Consider the following 18292-nt stretch of genomic DNA (forward strand, 5'->3'; position numbering starts at 1 on the left):
AGCGCCGACAACTCGCTGGCCGAGAGCTTCAACGCCGCGCTCAAACGCGAGCTCCTCCAAGGCGCGTCGGCGTTCCCCGATCAAGCCACCGCCTACCGGGCCGTGTTCCGGTGGACGAACCGATACAACACGCGCCGACGCCACTCCGCGATCGGCCAGCTCACCCCGAACAGCTACGAGAACACCTACGCGGCCGCGAGATCAGCTACCCTCACGGAAGCGGCATAACCGAAATGACACCGTGTCCACGATCCGGGGTCAAGGCCCGACAACGCCATCGATCGTCCTGATCGCGAGCACATCACTAGGAAAGTCGCTCTTGTATCGCGCCAGAAGCTGCGGTGTCTGGTTCGCGCGCACCGTGGCGAGGAACTCAGGATCGTTGATCGCTTCGACCATGTATTTCTCGGCAGTTATGCGAATTGCGATCGACAGCGTGATCTTGTTCGACAGGTTCAGGCTCGCACTGCCGCCGATGCAAGTATCGGCCTGATCCATGATCATGTCTATGACAGCCTCGTTTGGATCGCTCCACTCCTCGGACGTGCCGAATAGCGTATTGAAGATGGCATCGAGATCCGCCTGGGTGATCGATGCTGTGTCGGCTTTCCAGTGCAATAGCGACGTGAGCTTCGTGTAGTCGGGATCATCCTCCCCGCGCGTGTACTCGAGCAGATTGCGGATAAACGGGATGGCCGCAATCCGCTTACCTGCGTCGATGAAGAAGTTCGGCTTGAAGTCCTTGATGAACGGATTCTTGATCCCCGCGGCCTTCACGAGGGCCACACCCTCCTCCATCTTCTGGGCCATCAGGCACTGGTTGTAGGGGATGAATCGGCTCTCGAGCGTCCGGTAGAAGTCAAAGTTGTGCGTCAGCACGACGAGGCGGAAGTTGTCGACGTCCGCGATGTCCTTCAGGTACTGGATGATCGCGTACTTATTCTTGTAGTCGAAAGAGTCCGCGATGTCATCCACGATAAAGATGGTCTCGCCTGGCTGGTTCTTGCGCCGTTCCACCTCGAACAACACGTTTAGGATGTAGAGCGCCTTCTTCTCGCCCGTGCTGAGCACCTCGAGGAGGTCGTCGCGCTCTACTTCCACGCTGTCTCCGTCGTCCTCGAACTCGAAGCCGAGTTTCGCGACTGCCTCGAGGCCCAAGACGACGTTGGTGCGGTTCTTCGCGGTCAGTGTGAACGGAACGAAGAAGCGCCGGTTGAAGATCTCGATGACTTCTTCCCACTGGCCGCGCTGGTCAGCGGCTGCCGCCTGGATCGCCTTCTTCCGGGCCTCAGCGCCACGGAATCGTGCGACAGCCTCGCTGTAGAGCCCCTCGTTTGCTTTGAGATAGGACTTCCACACCCGCTCCTTGAACCGATCAACATTGACAAGCTCTGGCAGTATCGACTGATTCTCGGAAACGAAGTCCCAGAAGCGGCGGACCTCCGCATTCCTCGTAAGTTTGGTTTCGATCGCGGCGAACTTCTTACGGAGCGCAGGATCGTCGCTGATTCGCTCCTTCTCTGAGTTGATGAGGTCGACCAGTTCCGTCTGGCTGTTGACCGATGTGCCTCCCAGACCGTCATGGAGGATCACGGCGTGCTTCGCGTCGAAGAAGCCGTTGGCGCCGAGACTTTTTGCGATCGTTTCGGCGTTGTAGTAGCTGAAAGTACTACGGCTGAAGTATGTGGAGGCGTCGAGCAACTCCTCGAAGCGCTGCACGTAGTCAGCCAGAGTCTCAGCGAAGTCCGTCGCGGCGAGGAGCGCGAGTACCTTGTCGTCGAAGAGTGTGTCGTAGGGCAATTCCGCGTACGGGGCTTCTTCGTCTTGCAGTTCCTCCTCCACTCGCAGCAGTGAGCGGAAGAAGCTCTGATCATCCCGCGTGAAAGCGAGCGAAACCTCGCGGGCGACGTCTTTCCTTGTGGCAGCTTGTATCTTGAGTGCTGCGACGAGTTCTTTCCGCGCCTCGTTGATCCCGCGCTGCAGCTGCTCGTACTCGTCGCGAAGAACCTTATCTACGAGTAGCGTCGATGTCTCTTCGGTAGGTCCCATCTCCTCGTCGTACGAAACGATCACGACCACCTGGCTGGGGTCGAGGGCCACACCGTCCTGGTCGGTGATTTTCCGTGAGCTCGGGCGATCTGGGAATAGATGATCGGAGGAATCGACACCACGGGAAAGGTCGCCGAAGGTGCGCGCGAACGAAGTCTTCATGAGGCCGTTCGGCGCGTATATCGCAGCGGCGCTAGCGTCCTTAAAGCTGATCTCGGAATCTAGCCGATGAATGCCATGACAGTTTGTGAGATCTATCTTGAGTTTCTTCATCTCGCCTCAGCTTGCATCTTGCGAGTTGCCAGAGTTGGTCGGCGCGGCTATTGGGCCGTTCGGCTCGCGAATCGTCGTGATCGACAACCTACGGTACCCGCGCACCTGCGCTTCCAGCTGCGGCCCGTATGCGGGTCGACGAGCGTGCGGGTCAGCGCGGTTTGCGGAAGCGGTAGATGATGATGCCAGCGTGCTCGTCCATCCATGCTGCTCGATCCGGACTGATTCGTCGCAACTCGTCCGTCGGTGCAGGTTCGTCTATACGTTCAAGGACGAATCCGGCATCGAGCGCCGGCTGTACGGTTTGTCCGAATGTGAAGGTTCGATGAGTGACGGTTCCGGATCCCCACGTTGCGGGATAGGTGAAAGGCGTGTCTGCCCGGTACGCCGCGGCGAGTGGAACTCCTTCGGCCTTGGACCGCTCAACGGCGAAGCGGAGCGGGTGCGACCGGGCGACGACGAGAGTTCCACCTGGGCGCAGAACGTCCCACACGTCGGTCAGCAGCGCACTCTCGTCCGCTGCGTAGCCGATCGCCTGGAAAACAATCGCCACGTCGAAACGCTCGTCTCCAATGACCTTTCCGACTCCGTTGAGATCGCCTACCCGCAACTCGACGTCGAGTCCTTCAGGAATCGAAATGAACGCGTCGACGATGTCGATCCCCACAACCCGACGAGCACCTTGATGCGCGAACCAGACGGCCTTCTCACCGCTACCGCAGCCGAGGTCGAGGACGTCGAGACCCGTCACGTCTCCGACAACTCGTTGTTGCGCCGGCCACTCAATAAGAGCGTCCAACGAGACGCCGGAAGCTCGGACCGCTTCGTAATCCGCAGCTATCCTCTGCCAATCATCGCTCACCACACCTGGATCCTACGAGGCAAGATCGTGGGCACGGCGCGGCCAGACAGGGATGGCGGACCACTCTGCGGGTCTGAATGCTCTGAATACGGTGAAGCATGCGGGTCTACCTGAGTTCCTATCGAATGGGGGCACGCGCTGGTGCCCTCCGTCGACGAGGCGGCAGTGCGCTGATCGTGATGAACGCCCTCGACGAGTTCGAACAGCGTCTGGCCAGCTGGGAGCGTGAAGCAGGAGACCTCAATGAGCTCGGCTACAGCAGCACGGAACTCGACCTCCGCGACTATTGGGGCGCGAGCCCAACAGCACTGCGTACTACGCTCAGCCGCGCCGACCTGATCTGGGTCGTCGGCGGAAACGCCTTCGTACTCGCCCGAGCCGCAACTCGAGCCCGTCTCGCCGACGCTCTCGCGGACAACCCACAACTGACGTACGCCGGCTATTCAGCGGGAGCCTGCCTCACGTCCACCGACCTTCTGGGAATCGAGCTGATGGACGACGCGGAAACTCTTCCTCCCGGATACGGCTCAGAGATGCCGCCGAGCACTCTGCGCCTCATCGACACCAGAGTCATACCTCACGCAGGAACCGAAACCGCGCGAGCCGCCGCAACCAGCCTCGATCGTAGGGATCTCAACTACATGGAACTCCGAGACGGCGACGATTGGTTGCTCGACACCGGTCCACCGTCCGGATGAAAGCGATGCACGCGCGGGATCACGGTCGACTTACGGACGCGTGTCGGCGTTCGGTCGCGGCATCGCCTTGAGGTCGAAAATCACCGATGCTAGGTCGGTCGGCTTCTGACCAAGGTTCGCGAGCGCGATCGTCACGGTTTGAGTGAATCCGCGGGAGTCGATGGGAAGTTCGGCCACGTGCAGGGCTAGGGCCTTTTCGTTGGTGACCCATTCGCTCGCTGCTGCGTGCCACGCGTGCGCGACCATGAGCACTGCGTGAGCGGAGCACAACGCTACATAGACGGCGTCTCCGCGCTTCGCGCCTTTCACCGCGGCGTCCAACAGAAAGTCGACCTGCCAGAGGCCGTCTATCATCGCGGCGCGCAACGCCTCGGGATACGGCGTCACAAGGTCCCGCAGATCGGCGAGGACCCCCCGGACGTCGGAGAGGGGCACCGCGGTGGCCGCTTCGGCCGCGTAAGCGACATCCAGGAATCCGAAGGGATGACCGGGCTGCGAGTGGAACCCGTACTCACCTCGCTGCGCGCGCAGACACTGCTCTCTCACGCGTGCGACGTCGCGGAAGATCCAATCGATGTCGCTGCCGTCGACTGTGAGCCAAGCGCCCCCATCGACCCAAGGCCCCCACCCTCCGGGTGCGGCGATGTCGACGTGTCGGCCGCTCCAGCGGTGCGCGAGGTCTTCCAGCGCGAGGAGGTCGAGCCGCCCGCGGTCGTAGTAGACCCCAAGGTCGAAGTCGGAGTCGGTCCGGTGAGTGCCGCGTGCCCGGCTTCCACCCAACGCGACCGCGACCACGCCGTCGACCGCGGCGACATCTTCCGCCATCTCCTTCAGCAGACTCTCCCGGACCATGAACTACACCCTATGCACGCCCTCAGCAGCCTCCGCACAAGGCCTCGCACGTCCCCGCGTCCCCCACACCTTCCACCCGAAGAACGGTCGATGTCCGCCCTGCTGACGACAGCGCCGAGTCTCGTGACCGTTGCACGGCAGCAATTGCGCGTATGACCCGCTCGGCTCAATGAACGATGCGGGGGCGCCTTGCGCTCGCTCTTCTACCCGCCCGCGGGCAGCACGATCCTCCCTAGACTCACCTCGATGACATCTGAAATCCCCCCTCAGCTGCCGCTCGACTCCCCTGCCCCGACCCTGTCGTCGTTCGGGACGGTCGCCGCGGCATCCGTCATGGCCGAATGCCTGCGCGTCCAGGCCGACGTCCCACCGCGCGGCGCAATCGCGCGCACCTTCGGCCGGTCGCCGTTATCCGACGAGTCGCGCCCCTGGTACCTCGGCGCGCTCGGTGAACTCGACGTCGCGAGCCGACTCGCCTCGCTCGGCGAAGAGTGGACGGTCGTGCATTCGGTCCCGATCGGCACGCGCGGCAGCGACATCGACCACGTCGTCGTCGGAGCGGCGGGCGTGTTCACGATCAACACCAAGGCGCACAACGGCGCGCGAGTGTGGGTGGGCAGCAGCCGGCTTCTCGTCAACGGTCAGGCGACGGACCATCTGCGCAACACCCGCTACGAGGCGACGAGAACGCAGAAGCTCTTGACGGATGCCGCGGGAACGCCGGTCCCCGTCACTGGAGTCATCGCCATCGTTGGGGCCAAGCAGATCACGATGCGAGGGCGGCCCGCAGACGTCGCCGTGTTGGACGCCGCTCGCCTCACCCGGTGGCTGAAGAAGCAGAAGCCTCGCCTCGACCAGGCGCAGACGGCCGCAGTGTCAGCGCTCGTCCGCGATGCCGCGACCTGGACGAGCGAGCCGCAGCACGACCCCGATGTGTCCGAATTCGACGCGTTGCATCGCGAAGTCGTGGGCGCGGAACGAGTTCGGATGCTGTGGGGCGCCGCACTGCTGGTCGTGATCCTCGGTGTCACCGTTCCGATAGCGCTCGACTACTACAGTCGCTTAATCGGCGGGTAGGCGCAGCAGAGGAGCCTATGTCTCATTAGCTCCAGGGTTGGAGGTGTTCGTCCTGCGCGCCGAGCCCGACCTGGAGGATCAGAGCCAGCATCCGGACGACTGAACCGCGTTAGATGGCGGTCGCCGATCGCTCGCAGACGGCGGGCTACATGACGTGCACGTTGGTGAGAAGCACCGTTCCGTCAGCGCTGATCTCAAACTCGACGCTGAGATCGCTCGGCGACTCGTCAACCGTCCACAACGGCGCCGCGCCATAGCAGGAGCCGTCTTCGCGAACCAGGAAGTCGGTGAATGGGTGATCCCAGATTGACTCCGGCTGACGCACGAGCGAAGTTCCTCGCGTCCCGTATCGCCGCACCCAGTACAGCAGCTCGGGTCCTTCCCCGGCTACCAGCGCATCCAGCTCGTGCAGCACGGCCGGGCGAACTGCCCTCGGAATCGCAGCCATAGTCAATCCTTACGGTCGACGCGTCCGATGAGCGAAAGCGCGTCCGTGACGCGCACCGCGTCTCTCGACGGCACGTCGGCGAGATCACGCGCCCCCGAAAGGCACCGCCCGGCCGCGGCTTCGGATGCCCCTCGCTCACCGCAAGGCAAGCCGGGCGAGCACGCGATGCGCGTCGGATGCCGCAACATCACGACGCCGGTAGCCCCAACGCCACAGACCGACCGGCTGGAGCGCGGTCGTCAGCGGCGCGATGACCGCGGCACCGGAACGACGGTCGACCATGCCGCCGTCCGCCTGAACGTAGCCGAGGTCGCTCAGGATCCACGCGGCATGCTCCTCGGCATCATCACGTGTGCTCACCGATCCGTCGGCCAGCGCGATCGCGACGCTGACGCAGGCGGCGCGCTCGACATCCGTCATCCGCTGGCGCAGCAGCATCCGCCCGACGTGCTCGCCGAGCAGGGCAGGGTTCCCGATCGCCGGACGGACGCGGGCCACGACCTCGAGACGGCCTTTCACCTTGCGGATGAGACGCAGCCGTTCCGCGGCTTCCCGGAGGTGGCGCATCGGGATCGTGAGGTCTTCGCGGTTCGCCTCGCCGATCCACTCGTCGCGCCACCCAAGCTCCGTCATCCCTTCGAGAACGGCGGCCGGCGGCATCCACCCTGCCTTCGTCAGCGTCAGACCGTCCGCGCCGATCCGGTCGATCAGCCACGCGTACGGGCGGATGATCTCGGCGACCTCGTCGGGAAGAGGCTCACTCGTCAGGAGGTCCGTGCGGCGCAGGTGGCGGCGCAACTCGGAGCTAAATCCCGGCCGCAGCCACGCGGCGAACGTCGCCACGGGCGCGTCGGCGGCAAGCTTGGACGCGTCGCTCACCAGTCCCGACAGGTCGTCGACGCCGTCGCCGAAGAGGATGCCGAGTTCGGCGTTGGCACCGTCGAGGTCGGCGTCGTCAGGGTCTGTGCTCCCCCACGGTCCGACCGCTGATCGGACCCACCTCGCCGTCGAGGCATGGTCGGGGTGGGCGGGCTGGGCGAGGATCTCAAGGGTCTCCGAGTACCCGGTGATGCCACCGCAATCTTCGAACGGCGCGCGTCGCTCGCCGATCACCAGGCTCGCACGTGGTTCTCCGGGCCGCGCGTTGTCGCGGTCGATGAGCTCGATGCGGTGCACCCAGTCGTCGCCCAGGTCGTAGACGTACCAGAGCGGCCCGCCATCGCGCATCGCGTCGCCGATCGTCGTGTCGGCCTCGTCCTCCTCGCCCTCGATGTCGCTCTCGGCCAGCGACCACGTCTCGGTCCACGCGCGAGGCCGGCGTCCGATGCGCGGGATGCCGTTCTCCCGCGCCCACGGATCGCCATCGCTGAAGCGGTGAAGGTGCGAGCTCCGCCAGGCGAACGCCTCTTGCAGAACGCGGTGCAGGTCGGCGAGCGACAGGCTCTCGTCGACGTCGACTGTCCGCCAGAGCTCCGGCTCGATCCCCTGGATCGTCACACGGAGGCGGAGCATGCGGCGGCGCGGCGTGGGCATGGGATCCACCGTATCGACCCGGCAACACCGCCCGCGTCACCGACCGGGCCCCCGCATCCCGCTACTCTGCTGATCAGCATCAACCCGACACCGAAGGACCGATTCGTGACCCCCCGACGAATCCGTGTCGCCGGCGTGCGTGGCGACTTTCTGACGCCCCGCGGCTGGCCCACGCCCACCGACCGCTGGATCCGCGCGAACACCTTCTGGCAGCCGCCGGAGGGCTGGACACCGGTGCCCGGGCTGAGGCCTGCGCCGAAGGGCTGGCGGTTCTGGACGACCAACAAGACGTGGGACATTGCGGCGCGCAAGTACTACGCGCCGCTGCAGGGGTGGATGCGGTCGTTCAACATCGCCAGCTTCGCCGCCACGGCGACGTTCGTCACGGCTTTCCTCGCGCATCTTCCCGTGCTCAGGGTGGCGGGCGTCGCCTTCGCATTGCTCGCGTTGGCGTGCCTCATCGTGCACGAGGTGAAGAAGCGACGCATGACGACGGAGCTGCTGACCCACGTGACGGCGGGCGCTGAGCGCGCGCGGAACGAGCGGTTGGCGCGCGAGTATCAGCGATACCTCGTGGATGCCTCGTGACACTCGACGAGGCGCGGGAGACCCTCGGCGTGGACCGCGGTGCGAGCGTGGCCGAGATCCGGGACGCGTTCCGTCGGCGCGCTCGCGAAGTGCATCCGGATCGGCATCCGTCGGAGACTGAGGCTCGCCGCCGACAGCTCGGCCGCGAGTTCGACCTCGCTCGCCAGGCACACGACATCCTCGTGAAGTTCACGAGCGACGCGGCACGCGGCACGTCGCCCGCCGGCGGGACGACGACGCGCTCTGATGCCCCGCCGCGCACCACTCCGACGACCGCGCCGGGCGGCGACCAACCCCGCACGGCGACCGCTCCCCCACCTCAGCGCGAGCGCGCCCGCCCTCGCACGAGCGAGTCCCGTCCACGCTCAGAGGCGCCGCGCGTCACGATCCGCTTCGAAGACTTCGTGAGGGCGTCGGATGCCGAGGGCTTCGGCCCCGGATTACGAACCCGCCGCTGGATCGATTGGCCACGCGTCGTCGCGTGGTCCACGGTCGGCGCGCTGGTTGCGCTGATCGTCGGCGGCAGCTACGTCGCCGTCTACGTGCTGTAACTGGCAGACGAGAAAGCGGCGACCCACCGTCCGCAGCGATCTCAGCGCGCACTAAAGGTGTCGCGTCGAATCCATCCGCTGGTGAAGGATGGGAATGACATCGACGCCGCTGTCACTCTCGGTGAAGAAGATCAGATGGCTCCCGATCGCGTAGCGACGGTACCCCGTGCGAGTTTCGTCAACTGCACGACCTCGATCGGGCTGCTCCGCGATGCGCTCGATCGCGCTGCGGATCTCGGACCAGTGAGAGTGTCCGGGGACGTGTCATCGGAGAGCGTGACCTCACGCCCCACGCTGGACTCTTGACGGCCCCATCACTTTGTTCTAGCTTTAATTCATGCCTAAACAAAGTCGTGAAACGGCTTCGACGTCTCGCAATCAGGCGGATGTCAATCGGACCGCCGTCCTTGCGCGCCTTGGTGCGCGCGGCAGCGCATCACGAGCTGATCTGGCGCGAGAGCTCACCCTCTCCCCCGCCCTCCTCACGCAGCTGACTCGTGACCTTCTCCACGACGGCCTGATCGAAGAGCTCGAGCAGACGAGCAGCAACGGCGGACGCCCCGCGCGTCTGCTCGGACTGGTCTCTCAGAACTTCACGGCGCTCGGAGTGAAGGTCGCCCCCGATCATGTAGCCATGGTCGAAGTCGGGATCGACGGCGATGTCGTCCGCTCCGACACACGACCCTTCGAGGCGATCTCGCCCCTGGCGACATCTACTCTCGTCGGCCTGGTCTCCGACTTCATCGCCGACGGGTCCGGGACCCGCCTCCTCGGTGTGGGCGTAGGGCTGCCCGGCAACGTCGCGGAGCAGGGTGTCGGCATCGTCGACTCCACGCAGCTTGGCTGGAGCCAGGTGCCGCTGGGCGAGATCCTCCGCCGCGCGCTCGACCTGCCAGTTGTGGTGGAAAACAACGTCAACGCACTGAGCGCCGCCGAGCGCCTCTACGGCCAGGGGCGTGAGCACGATGATGCACTGGTCGTGACGATCGGAAACGGTGTCGGCGCCGGCCTGATCGCGGGCGGTGCGCTGGTGCGAGGGCGCGCGGGCGGCGCCGGCGACCTCGGACACATCCCGGTGCGCGAGGATGGGCCGCTCTGCCAGTGCGGGAATCGCGGATGCCTCGAAGCGATCATCGGCCAGGCGGCGCTCGTCAACGACGCCCGCTCGATCCGCCTCATCGGCCCTTCCGAGACCATCGACGACTTGCGCGCCCTCGCGGACGCGGGCAACGCCGGCGCCGTCGAGATCTTCGCCAACGCCGGTCACGTTTTCGGTCGCGCCCTCGCCGGGGCGATCAACCTCCTCGATCCGTCGATCGTGGTGCTCCTCGGTGAGGGAGTGCAGGCGTGGCCGCACTGGGCGGGCGCGTTCGAGAAGGCGTTGCGCAATGCGCTGGTGCCGGGCAAACGCGGCACCAGCGTCGTCGTTGAGAGCTGGCAGGACGACCGTTGGGCACAGGGCGCGGCTGCCCTCGTCCTCGCGACTCCCTTCGATGCCGACGGCGTCGCCGGTGAGCAGGGCCGGCTCGTGCGCGAGCGGATGGTCGCCACGACGGGGGCGAGTGAATGACGACCTACGCCACCCCCGTGACGGTGATCGCCGCGGAACCGGTGGTTCAGCGCCGACGCCGACCCCCGGCCCGCGTTCGAGCGAAGTACGTGCTCACCGTCCTGGTGTTCCTCCTGCCGAGCCTCATTCCGCTGCTCGCCTTCGTGATCGGGCCGATGATCTCCGCTGCGTGGACATCGCTGCATTCGTGGAACCTGATCGGCCCGATGCAGTGGGTGGGTCTCGACAACTACGCGTACCTCCTGAGCGACCCCGCGACGCATCAGGCGTTCCTGCACACCGTCTACTACATCGTCGGATACCTCCCGCTCGTCTATGTCGGCGGCCTCGCCCTGGCGCTTGCTCTCAACTCACGACTGCGCGGACGAGCGGTGTTCCGCGGCGTCTACTTCCTCCCCGTCATCACCAGCTGGGTCGTAGTGGCGCTGGTCTGGCGCTGGCTGCTGAGTCCGAGCAACGGCGTCGTGAACACCGTCCTCAGCTGGGTCGGGATCGAGGGTCCCGGGTGGTGGGCGGATCCCGCGTGGGCAATGCCGTCGATCATCCTCGCGTCCGCCTGGAAGGATCTCGGCTTCGTGATGGTGATCCTCCTCGCGGGCCTGCAGACCATCAACCCCGATCTGTACGAAGCGGCGGAGCTCGACGGGGCGGGATGGTGGCGCCGCCTGCGCAGCATCACTCTGCCGCTTCTCTCCCCCTCGACGTTCTTCGTGATCGTCCTCTCGCTCATCAACGGGTTCCAGGTGTTCGACCAGGTCTACGTCATGACGGGCGGCGGCCCGAACGACGCGAGCCGGGTGGTCGTCCAGCAGGTCTACGACCTCACCTTCCGATACGGCCAGGCCGGGATGGCATCCGCCCTCTCCTGGCTGCTGTTCTTCGTCATCCTCGTCATCACGTTGATCCAGTTCTATGGCCAGAAGAAGTGGGTGAACTATGAGTGAGACCGCTCGCCGCCGCCTCCCCGTCGGAAAAACCCTGCTCTACGTCGCATTGGTCGTCGGTGGACTGATCATGCTCTTCCCGTTCATCTGGACGGTCGTCACCTCGATCACCCCGGGCGCCACGTTCACATCGACGCCGAAGCTCATCCCCGACAACCCGTCGCTGGCGCCGTATGCCGAGTTGTTCAACCGTGTCCCGTTCGCCCAGGTCATCGCCAACTCACTGATCATCGCGATCGTCAGCACGATCCTGCAGCTGGTGACCAGCTCGATGGCGGCCTACGCATTCACCCGCCTGCCCTTCCGGGGTCGCGGCGCGATCTTCGTTCTGTATCTCGCGACGATGATGATCCCGTTCCAGGTGCTCATCGTGCCGCTATTCGCGGAGATGAAGGCTCTGGGCCTGATCAACACGTACCTCGGCGCGATCCTCCCGACGATTGCCTCGGCATTCGGCGTGTTCCTGCTGCGGCAGGCGATGAGCACGGTGCCGTACGACCTCGATCAGGCGGCGACGCTCGATGGCGCCGGGCACTTCCGCATCTTCTTCCAGATCATGCTGCCGCTCGTCCGACCGGCGCTCGCAACCCTTGCGGTGTTCGCGTTCCTGAACACCTGGAACAGCTTCCTGTGGCCGCTGATCATCCTGCGTGACCCGATGATGCAGACGCTCCCCGTCGCCCTGTCGACCCTGCAGGGTCAGTTCTCCACCCAATGGGACGTCCTGATGGCGGGATCCGTCATCAGCATCATCCCGATGTTCGCGCTCTACCTCTTCGCCCAGAAGTACATCGTCCAGGGCGTCGCCGGCACCGGACTCAAATGACCTCTCATCGCACCACCATCACATCAAAGGAGATAGCACCATGAAGAAGACCCTCGTCGCGGCGGGCGCCGTCGCGATCCTCGGAGCCGCTGCGCTCACCGGCTGCTCGTCCTCGCCGTCGGGTGACGACGCAGGACCGGTCACGATCACCTACTCGAACTTCATCTCCAACGGCGGCAACGAGGAGAACCTCAAGACCATCGTCGACGCTTTCGAGAAGGACAACCCCGACATCACGGTCGATGTCCAGACCGCGGCGTACGCCGACTACTTCACGAAGTTGCAGACGGACCTCGCCGCGGGGACCGAGGCCGACGTGTTCGATGTGGATGCCGGTAGCTTCGCCAACATTCAGGCGAACGGCGTCCTCGCGGAGATGAACGGCGTCGACGATTCGAAGTACCGCACGTCGGTCCTGGACAGCTACAAGGTCGACGGCAAGCAGTACGGCCTGCCGACGTCGTTCTCCAACGTCGTGCTCTTCTATAACAAGGACCTCTTCGACGCGGCAGGCGTGGAGTACCCGACGTCGGACTGGACGTGGGCGGATGAGAAGGCTGCCGCCGAGAAACTGACGAACAAGGATGCCGGCGTGTGGGGCAACTACCAGCCCGTCAGCTATTACGAGTACTACAAGGCTGTGCAGCAGGCCGGCGGAACATTCCTGAACGACGACAACACGGCCTCCGCCTTCGACTCCGATGCCGGCAAGAAGGCCGCGGACTGGATCGCCGGCAAGTCCGGCACAGTCATGCCGACCGCCGCGGACGGCGCGGGCACCGCAGACTTCGACACCAACCTCTTCAAGGAGGGCAAGCTGGCCATGTGGCACACCGGGATCTGGATGATCAGCCTCGTGGGCGACCTCCCCTTCGGCTGGGACATCGCGGTCGAGCCCGGTGACACCCAGAAGGCGAGCGCGACCTTCTCGAACGCCGTCGTCATCTCGAAGAACTCGAAGCATCAGGAAGCCGCGCAGAAGTGGGCCGACTACCTGACGAGCTCGAAGACCATGGTCGACACGCGCCTGTCCGCCGGGTGGGAGCTTCCTCCGGTTGCCGACGACTCGCTGCTGCAGCCCTACCTCGAGAAGACACCTCCGGCCAACCGTCAGGCGGTCTTCGACTCGCTGGAGCACATCGCGATCGCTCCTCAGCTGGGCACGAACGCCCAGCAGATCCAGGACGATGTGACGAACTCGCTCGGCGAGATCGCCGCCGGCCGCGCGACGACCGCCGACGCAATCCCGACCCTGGCGACCCAGGTCGACGGTCTGCTCAAGTAATCACCCGCACACCCTGGTCGCGCCCGCGATGCCCGCTCGTCGCGGGCGCGACCACTGCCCCGAAGGACACACCGTGGCCACACGCGCGCTCGACCAGGACGTCATCCGACGTCTCGCCGATCACAGCCTGACCTTGATCACCGAGTTGCAGACGACCGAGGGCGCGTACCCGGCGAGCCCCACCTTCTCGGCATACGTCGGATACTGCTGGCTGCGCGACGGCGCATTCATCGCCGACGCGGCATCGGCCGCCGGCGCGGCCGAATCCGCGTCGCGTTTCTTCGACTGGTGTGCGCGCACGCTCAACGCCCGCTCCGACCAGATCGAGGGCATCGTCCGCGCCACGAACGCAGGCCGCCCCCCAAGCGGCGAGCACATGCTGCCCGCCCGCTTCACGTTTCGAGGCGAGGACGGCACCGACGAGTGGTGGGACTTCCAGCTCGACGGCTACGGCACGTGGATCTGGGCGTTGGGCGAGCACTTGCAGCGTCACGGCCTCGTCGCTGAGCCGTATCGCGAGGCCGTCGCACTGACGGTCGACTATCTGCTCGCCTCCTGGCAGCGCCCCTGTTACGACTGGTGGGAAGAGCACGCCGAGCACGTGCACATCTCGACGCTCGGCTGCGTCGCTGCAGGATTCCAGGCGGTGCTGCGGCACGGCCTCATCTCGGGCGAGCGCCGCACGCGAGTGGAAGCCGAACTCGCCGACCTCCGTGCGCACCTGCTCTCCGACGGCGTGCGCGACGGTCACCTCATCAAGTGGGTGGGCAGCACGGCCGTCGACGGCAGCCTCGCCTCAACCGTCGCTCCTCTGGGCGTGATCGATCCCGCATCCCCGCTCGCACGGCGCACGATCGAACTGCTCGAGGCACACCTCACCGTCGAGGGAGGCACCCACCGCTATCTTGGCGACACCTTCTTCGGCGGCGGACAATGGCCGCTGCTGAGCTGCTTCCTCGGCCTCGCCCAGGACGCGGCGGGCGATCGGGACCGCGCGAACGAGCTGTTCGACTGGGCGGCGTCGACCGCGACGACGGATCTCGACATGCCGGAGCAGGTCGATCGCCATCTCATCGCTCCCGGCATGCAGCAGGAATGGATCGACCGCTGGGGCACGGTCGCGACTCCCCTCCTGTGGAGTCACGCCATGCTTCTGCGGCTCGGCGTCCAACTTGGTCGCATCTCCGCGCACCGTCCGTCCATCACCCCCGAAGGAAACATCTGATGCTCCGCCACCGCCCCGAAGGGTCCGGACACCCGTACTCGGTCGACACCGAGCAGCGCTCCCCCGTCACTCCGCTCGTGGGGGAACGAGTGCTGCTGGGCGTGCGCGCCGACGCCCGTGTGGTCTCCGTCGCGTGCACGCTGCAGTGGCAGCCCGACGACGGCGCGTCGACCACGACCGAACTGCCGCTCGAGCGCGTCGCCACGACATCGCGGGGGAAGGTCACGGACGGTGGGCATCTGGCATCCGCCGCCGCACGTCTCGCGCGGGCCGTGGGCGGATGGCAGGTCGAGACGCCCGACCTGCAAACCGGCGGACGCTACCGCTACCGCTTCACCGGCACGCACGACGACGGAAGGCAGGAGCGCACCCGCTGGTTCGAGTTCCGGGCTGCCCAGTGGCAGACCGGTGCGGGAGCGATCGACGAGATCGGCAGCGCCCGGGTCAATCCCGGAAGCGTCCGGGTGCTCCACGATGGCGCTCGCGCGCATCGCGTGCGCTTCACGCTGCCGCTGTCGCCGGACGAGCACGTCACGGGCTTCGGCGAGCGCTACGACGCCGTCGACCAGCGCGGAACGACGCTCGACTCGATGGTGTTCGAGCAGTACAAGTCACAGGGCGCGGAGCGCAAGACCTACCTGCCGATGCCTTTCGCGCACGTGATCGGCGGATCGGGATGGGGATTCCACGTCGACACCTCGCGACGCGTGTGGTTCGACGTGGGCGCGAGCAGTGCTGACGAGATCGTCGTCGAAGCCGAGATCGGCGACGATGCGCCGCTCCGCGTCCGGCTCTTCGATGGAACACCGACCGAGGTGCTCAGGGCGTTTCTCGATGTCATCGGTCGCGCGCAGGAGCTGCCCGCATGGGTGTTCCGGCTCTGGGCGAGCGGCAATGAATGGAACACACAGGCCGAAGTCATGCGCCAGATGGACCTTCACGCGCAGCATGACATCCCGGTCGGTTCCGTCGTGATCGAGGCGTGGAGCGACGAGTCGACGTTCACCGCGTTCCGCGATGCGGAGTACGAGGTACACGCCGACGGTGCGCCCCATCGGCTGGCGGACTTCACCTTTCCGGCGGAGGGGGCATGGCCCGACCCGAAGGGGATGACCGACGAACTGCACGCCCGCGACATCAAGCTGCACCTGTGGCAGATTCCCCTCTTGAAGATGCGCCCGCACCCGCACGGGCAGCTGAAGGCGGATGCGGAGGCGGCAATCCGCGACGATGTGCTCATTCGCGAGCCCAAGCCCGGCGGCGGAACGCGCCCGTATCGCAACCGCGGCTGGTGGTTCCCGCTTGGTCTCATGCCCGACCTCACCGACGAGCGGGCCGCTGCCTGGTGGACCGAGAAGCGCCGGTACCTCGTCGAGGAGGTGGGCATCGACGGCTTTAAGACAGACGGTGGCGAACACGCGTGGGGAAGCGAGCTCGTCTACCTCGACGGGCGTCGCGGCGACAAGAAGAACAACACGTTCCCCGTGGCTTACCCGAAGGCATACGGAGCGCTGCTCGAGTCGGCGGGCAAGCCCCCCGTCACGTTCAGCCGCGCCGGCTTCACCGGGTCGCAGGCCCACGGCGCGTTCTGGGCAGGTGACGAGAACTCGACGTGGAACGCCTTCCGCTGGTCGATGAACGCAGGGCTCACCGCTGCCGCATCGGGCATCGTCTACTGGGGATGGGACATCGCCGGCTTCTCAGGGGAGGTCCCGTCCGCCGAACTGTACATCCGCGCGCTGCAGGCATCCGCCTTCGTGCCGATCATGCAGTACCACTCCGAGTTCAACCATCATCGCACCCCGTCGCGCGACCGGACACCATGGAACATCGCCGAGCGCAGCGGCGACGAGCGTGTGCTCACCCTCTCGCGGCGATTCGTTAAGCTGCGCGAGGCGCTGGTGCCCTACCTCGAGCGGTCCGCACGAGAGACCATCACCACCGACCGTCCCCTCATGCGCCCACTGTTCTTCGACTGGCCAGCCGACCCCGAAGTGTGGACCGCGCCCACGCAGTGGATGCTCGGGGCCGATCTGCTCGTGGCGCCGGTGTTGGAGGAGGGTTCGGAGCGCAGACGCGTCTACCTACCGGAGGGCGACTGGATCGACGTGTGGACCGGTGAATCGACGAGTGGAAGGCGGTCGATCGAAGTGGAGGCTCCCATCGACCAGATCCCTGTGTACGGGCGTGCTGGCGCCTCCTCTGAGCTATTGGCGCTTTTTCGCGAGGACGGCTGAGATGGCGACCGCCGATTTCTTCGTCTGATGGTTCGGCGCATCTACGGCGGTGCTACGAACGATGACCTGCGTGCGCCTTACTTCGCCTTGTTCCGGATCTGCAGGCCACCGCCCGGTCGCGGTTCGACGGTGAACAATCCGATCGCCTTCACGAGATCAGAGAGCTTGGCGTAGCCCCAGTTGCGGGAATCGAAGTCGGGCTGTTGCTTGCGCATCAAGGAGCCGACAACTGCCAGGTTCGCCCAGCCGTCCTCGCCGGATGCTGTTGTGATGCATGTGCGCAGGCCTGACACGAGTTTGGTGTCCTGCCGGAGTTCCGGCGTCGACTTGCGCGCCGGAGCCGCCACGGTCGGCTCGGCCTGGGGCTCCTGCAGAACGTCGAGATACGTGAACGTATCGCACGCGTTGCGAAACGCCGCCGGTGTCTTGCGCTCCCCGAACCCGTGCACCGTGACGCCCTCTTCTCGGATGCGTGTGGCGAGTCGAGTGAAATCGCTGTCGGACGAAACGATGCAGAATCCGCTGAAGCGCCGCGTGTAGAGCAGATCCATCGCGTCGATGATCAGCGCACTGTCCGTCGCGTTCTTGCCGACAGTATTCGCGAACTGCTGCACGGGTTGGATGACGTGCTCGCTGGCCGCCTGCTTCCAGGTGCTGAGTTGTGTGTTCGTCCAGTCGCCGTAGATTCGCTTGACGGATGCCGTTCCGAAGCGGGCGACCTCCGCGAGCACCGCGTCGATCTTGGATGCCGAGACGTTGTCGGCGTCGATGAGAACCGCAAGCAGGTCAGCGGGTTGGGGCATTGGTCAAGCATGGCAGGGAGAGAGCGAGCGGCCGGACGTTACTGCTGGAGGTTCTTGCGCATCTCCTGGTAAGAGCCTGTGTCGAGCACCTCGCCGGTCGCGTCGTCGACGAAGCTCACCACCACATCGGTATCGTCCGCACCGACTCCGTTGAACTGCTGGAACAGGGCACCCTGCAGATAGAAGCCAAGCGCGAGCAGACTCTGGAGCGTGCCGTGGCGGGCCCCATCGACGGAGACGGTGAACGATGTCATCGCCTCGTCGAAATCGACGGCGGTCACAGCGTTCGTCTCATCCGCGACCAGGTCGTCCGCGGCATCCTGGGCCGACGACCGCATCTGCTCCAGCATCTCCGCTTGCTGTGCTCGTGTCATCGTGTACACGACCGTGTCGCCGTCGACGGTCGCGGCGATCCCCTTCTCGCGCGCGGCGGCGACGATCTGCTCGTCTGTGAGCGCGTTGTCCTGATCA

20 protein-coding genes are annotated in these 18292 nt (G+C 65.5%); 11 read left to right on the forward strand and 9 right to left on the reverse strand.

Features of this window, described 5'->3' with window-relative positions:
• Positions 1-228, forward strand: a 228-nt coding sequence (locus tag ACPYN4_RS15190; RefSeq protein ID WP_424446835.1) for an integrase core domain-containing protein, incomplete at its 5' end; no start/stop codon positions are given.
• A 30-nt stretch (positions 229-258) separates the two neighbouring features.
• Here the strand turns inward: ACPYN4_RS15190 and ACPYN4_RS15195 are convergent.
• Both ACPYN4_RS15195 and ACPYN4_RS15200 read right to left on the reverse strand, forming a co-directional pair.
• On the reverse strand, positions 259-2211 hold the full coding sequence (locus ACPYN4_RS15195) for an AAA family ATPase (protein WP_424446836.1): 1953 nt from the start codon (positions 2209-2211) through the stop codon (positions 259-261).
• A gap of 262 nt (positions 2212-2473) precedes the next feature.
• A complete protein-coding gene (locus ACPYN4_RS15200; protein ID WP_281653601.1) occupies positions 2474-3184 on the reverse strand; it encodes a class I SAM-dependent methyltransferase in 711 nt (236 codons plus the stop codon).
• Between the two features lie 179 nt (positions 3185-3363).
• On the opposite strand from ACPYN4_RS15200, the gene ACPYN4_RS15205 reads away from it, so the two are divergent.
• Positions 3364-3882 (forward strand): Type 1 glutamine amidotransferase-like domain-containing protein, encoded by a 519-nt coding sequence (locus ACPYN4_RS15205; RefSeq protein ID WP_281653600.1) that lies wholly within the window; start codon positions 3364-3366, stop codon positions 3880-3882.
• A 30-nt stretch (positions 3883-3912) separates the two neighbouring features.
• On the opposite strand, the gene ACPYN4_RS15210 is transcribed toward ACPYN4_RS15205, so the two are convergent.
• Positions 3913-4734: a nucleotidyltransferase domain-containing protein gene (locus ACPYN4_RS15210; protein ID WP_424446837.1), complete on the reverse strand. Its 822-nt coding sequence runs from the start codon at positions 4732-4734 to the stop codon at positions 3913-3915.
• 246 nt (positions 4735-4980) lie between these two features.
• On the opposite strand from ACPYN4_RS15210, the gene ACPYN4_RS15215 reads away from it, so the two are divergent.
• Positions 4981-5811: a nuclease-related domain-containing protein gene (locus ACPYN4_RS15215; protein WP_424446838.1), complete on the forward strand. Its 831-nt coding sequence runs from the start codon at positions 4981-4983 to the stop codon at positions 5809-5811.
• Between the two features lie 145 nt (positions 5812-5956).
• On the opposite strand, the gene ACPYN4_RS15220 is transcribed toward ACPYN4_RS15215, so the two are convergent.
• Both ACPYN4_RS15220 and ACPYN4_RS15225 read right to left on the reverse strand, forming a co-directional pair.
• A complete protein-coding gene (locus ACPYN4_RS15220; RefSeq protein ID WP_239282801.1) occupies positions 5957-6259 on the reverse strand; it encodes a DUF7668 domain-containing protein in 303 nt (100 codons plus the stop codon).
• 135 nt (positions 6260-6394) lie between these two features.
• On the reverse strand, positions 6395-7792 hold the full coding sequence (locus ACPYN4_RS15225) for a plasmid pRiA4b ORF-3 family protein (RefSeq protein WP_424446839.1): 1398 nt from the start codon (positions 7790-7792) through the stop codon (positions 6395-6397).
• 105 nt (positions 7793-7897) lie between these two features.
• Between ACPYN4_RS15225 and ACPYN4_RS15230 the strand changes: the two genes are divergently transcribed.
• Together ACPYN4_RS15230 and ACPYN4_RS15235 are read left to right on the forward strand one after the other, a co-directional pair.
• On the forward strand, positions 7898-8380 hold the full coding sequence (locus tag ACPYN4_RS15230; RefSeq protein WP_157127898.1) for a hypothetical protein: 483 nt from the start codon (positions 7898-7900) through the stop codon (positions 8378-8380).
• Positions 8377-8931, forward strand: a complete 555-nt coding sequence (locus ACPYN4_RS15235; RefSeq protein WP_424446840.1) for a J domain-containing protein — start codon at positions 8377-8379, stop codon at positions 8929-8931. The genes ACPYN4_RS15230 and ACPYN4_RS15235 overlap by 4 nt, the downstream gene beginning before the upstream one ends.
• Positions 8932-8982: 51 nt before the next feature.
• On the opposite strand, the gene ACPYN4_RS15240 is transcribed toward ACPYN4_RS15235, so the two are convergent.
• Both ACPYN4_RS15240 and ACPYN4_RS15245 read right to left on the reverse strand, forming a co-directional pair.
• Entirely contained in the window at positions 8983-9165 is a 183-nt protein-coding gene (locus tag ACPYN4_RS15240; protein ID WP_424446847.1) for a type II toxin-antitoxin system RelE/ParE family toxin, read from the reverse strand.
• 202 nt (positions 9166-9367) lie between these two features.
• On the reverse strand, positions 9368-9559 hold the full coding sequence (locus tag ACPYN4_RS15245) for a hypothetical protein (protein ID WP_281653594.1): 192 nt from the start codon (positions 9557-9559) through the stop codon (positions 9368-9370).
• A 6-nt stretch (positions 9560-9565) separates the two neighbouring features.
• On the opposite strand from ACPYN4_RS15245, the gene ACPYN4_RS15250 reads away from it, so the two are divergent.
• The 6 genes from ACPYN4_RS15250 to ACPYN4_RS15275 all read left to right on the forward strand — a co-directional run bounded on the left by ACPYN4_RS15250 (position 9566) and on the right by ACPYN4_RS15275 (position 17018).
• On the forward strand, positions 9566-10501 hold the full coding sequence (locus tag ACPYN4_RS15250; protein ID WP_424446841.1) for an ROK family protein: 936 nt from the start codon (positions 9566-9568) through the stop codon (positions 10499-10501).
• Entirely contained in the window at positions 10498-11445 is a 948-nt protein-coding gene (locus ACPYN4_RS15255) for a carbohydrate ABC transporter permease (RefSeq protein ID WP_281653592.1), read from the forward strand. Before ACPYN4_RS15250 ends, ACPYN4_RS15255 begins: the two co-directional genes overlap by 4 nt.
• Positions 11438-12271: a carbohydrate ABC transporter permease gene (locus ACPYN4_RS15260; RefSeq protein ID WP_281653591.1), complete on the forward strand. Its 834-nt coding sequence runs from the start codon at positions 11438-11440 to the stop codon at positions 12269-12271. The genes ACPYN4_RS15255 and ACPYN4_RS15260 overlap by 8 nt, the downstream gene beginning before the upstream one ends.
• Positions 12272-12311: 40 nt before the next feature.
• On the forward strand, positions 12312-13556 hold the full coding sequence (locus ACPYN4_RS15265) for an extracellular solute-binding protein (protein WP_424446842.1): 1245 nt from the start codon (positions 12312-12314) through the stop codon (positions 13554-13556).
• A 73-nt stretch (positions 13557-13629) separates the two neighbouring features.
• The gene (locus ACPYN4_RS15270; RefSeq protein ID WP_424446843.1) at positions 13630-14781 is read left to right on the forward strand and encodes a glycoside hydrolase family 15 protein; all 1152 of its coding nucleotides are present in this window, start codon (positions 13630-13632) and stop codon (positions 14779-14781) included.
• Positions 14781-17018 carry a TIM-barrel domain-containing protein gene (locus ACPYN4_RS15275; protein ID WP_424446844.1) on the forward strand — a complete coding sequence of 746 codons (2238 nt, stop codon included), beginning with the start codon at positions 14781-14783 and terminating at the stop codon, positions 17016-17018. The genes ACPYN4_RS15270 and ACPYN4_RS15275 overlap by 1 nt, the downstream gene beginning before the upstream one ends.
• A gap of 77 nt (positions 17019-17095) precedes the next feature.
• Here ACPYN4_RS15275 and ACPYN4_RS15280 read toward each other — a convergent pair whose 3' ends face one another.
• Positions 17096-17821: an NYN domain-containing protein gene (locus ACPYN4_RS15280; protein ID WP_424446845.1), complete on the reverse strand. Its 726-nt coding sequence runs from the start codon at positions 17819-17821 to the stop codon at positions 17096-17098.
• 38 nt (positions 17822-17859) lie between these two features.
• A partial coding sequence (locus ACPYN4_RS15285; RefSeq protein ID WP_424446846.1) for a hypothetical protein occupies positions 17860-18292 on the reverse strand: 433 nt, incomplete at its 5' end.

The sequence above is a fragment of the Microbacterium sp. CH-015 genome, assembly GCF_049707015.1.
Lineage (GTDB): Bacteria > Actinomycetota > Actinomycetes > Actinomycetales > Microbacteriaceae > Microbacterium > Microbacterium aurum.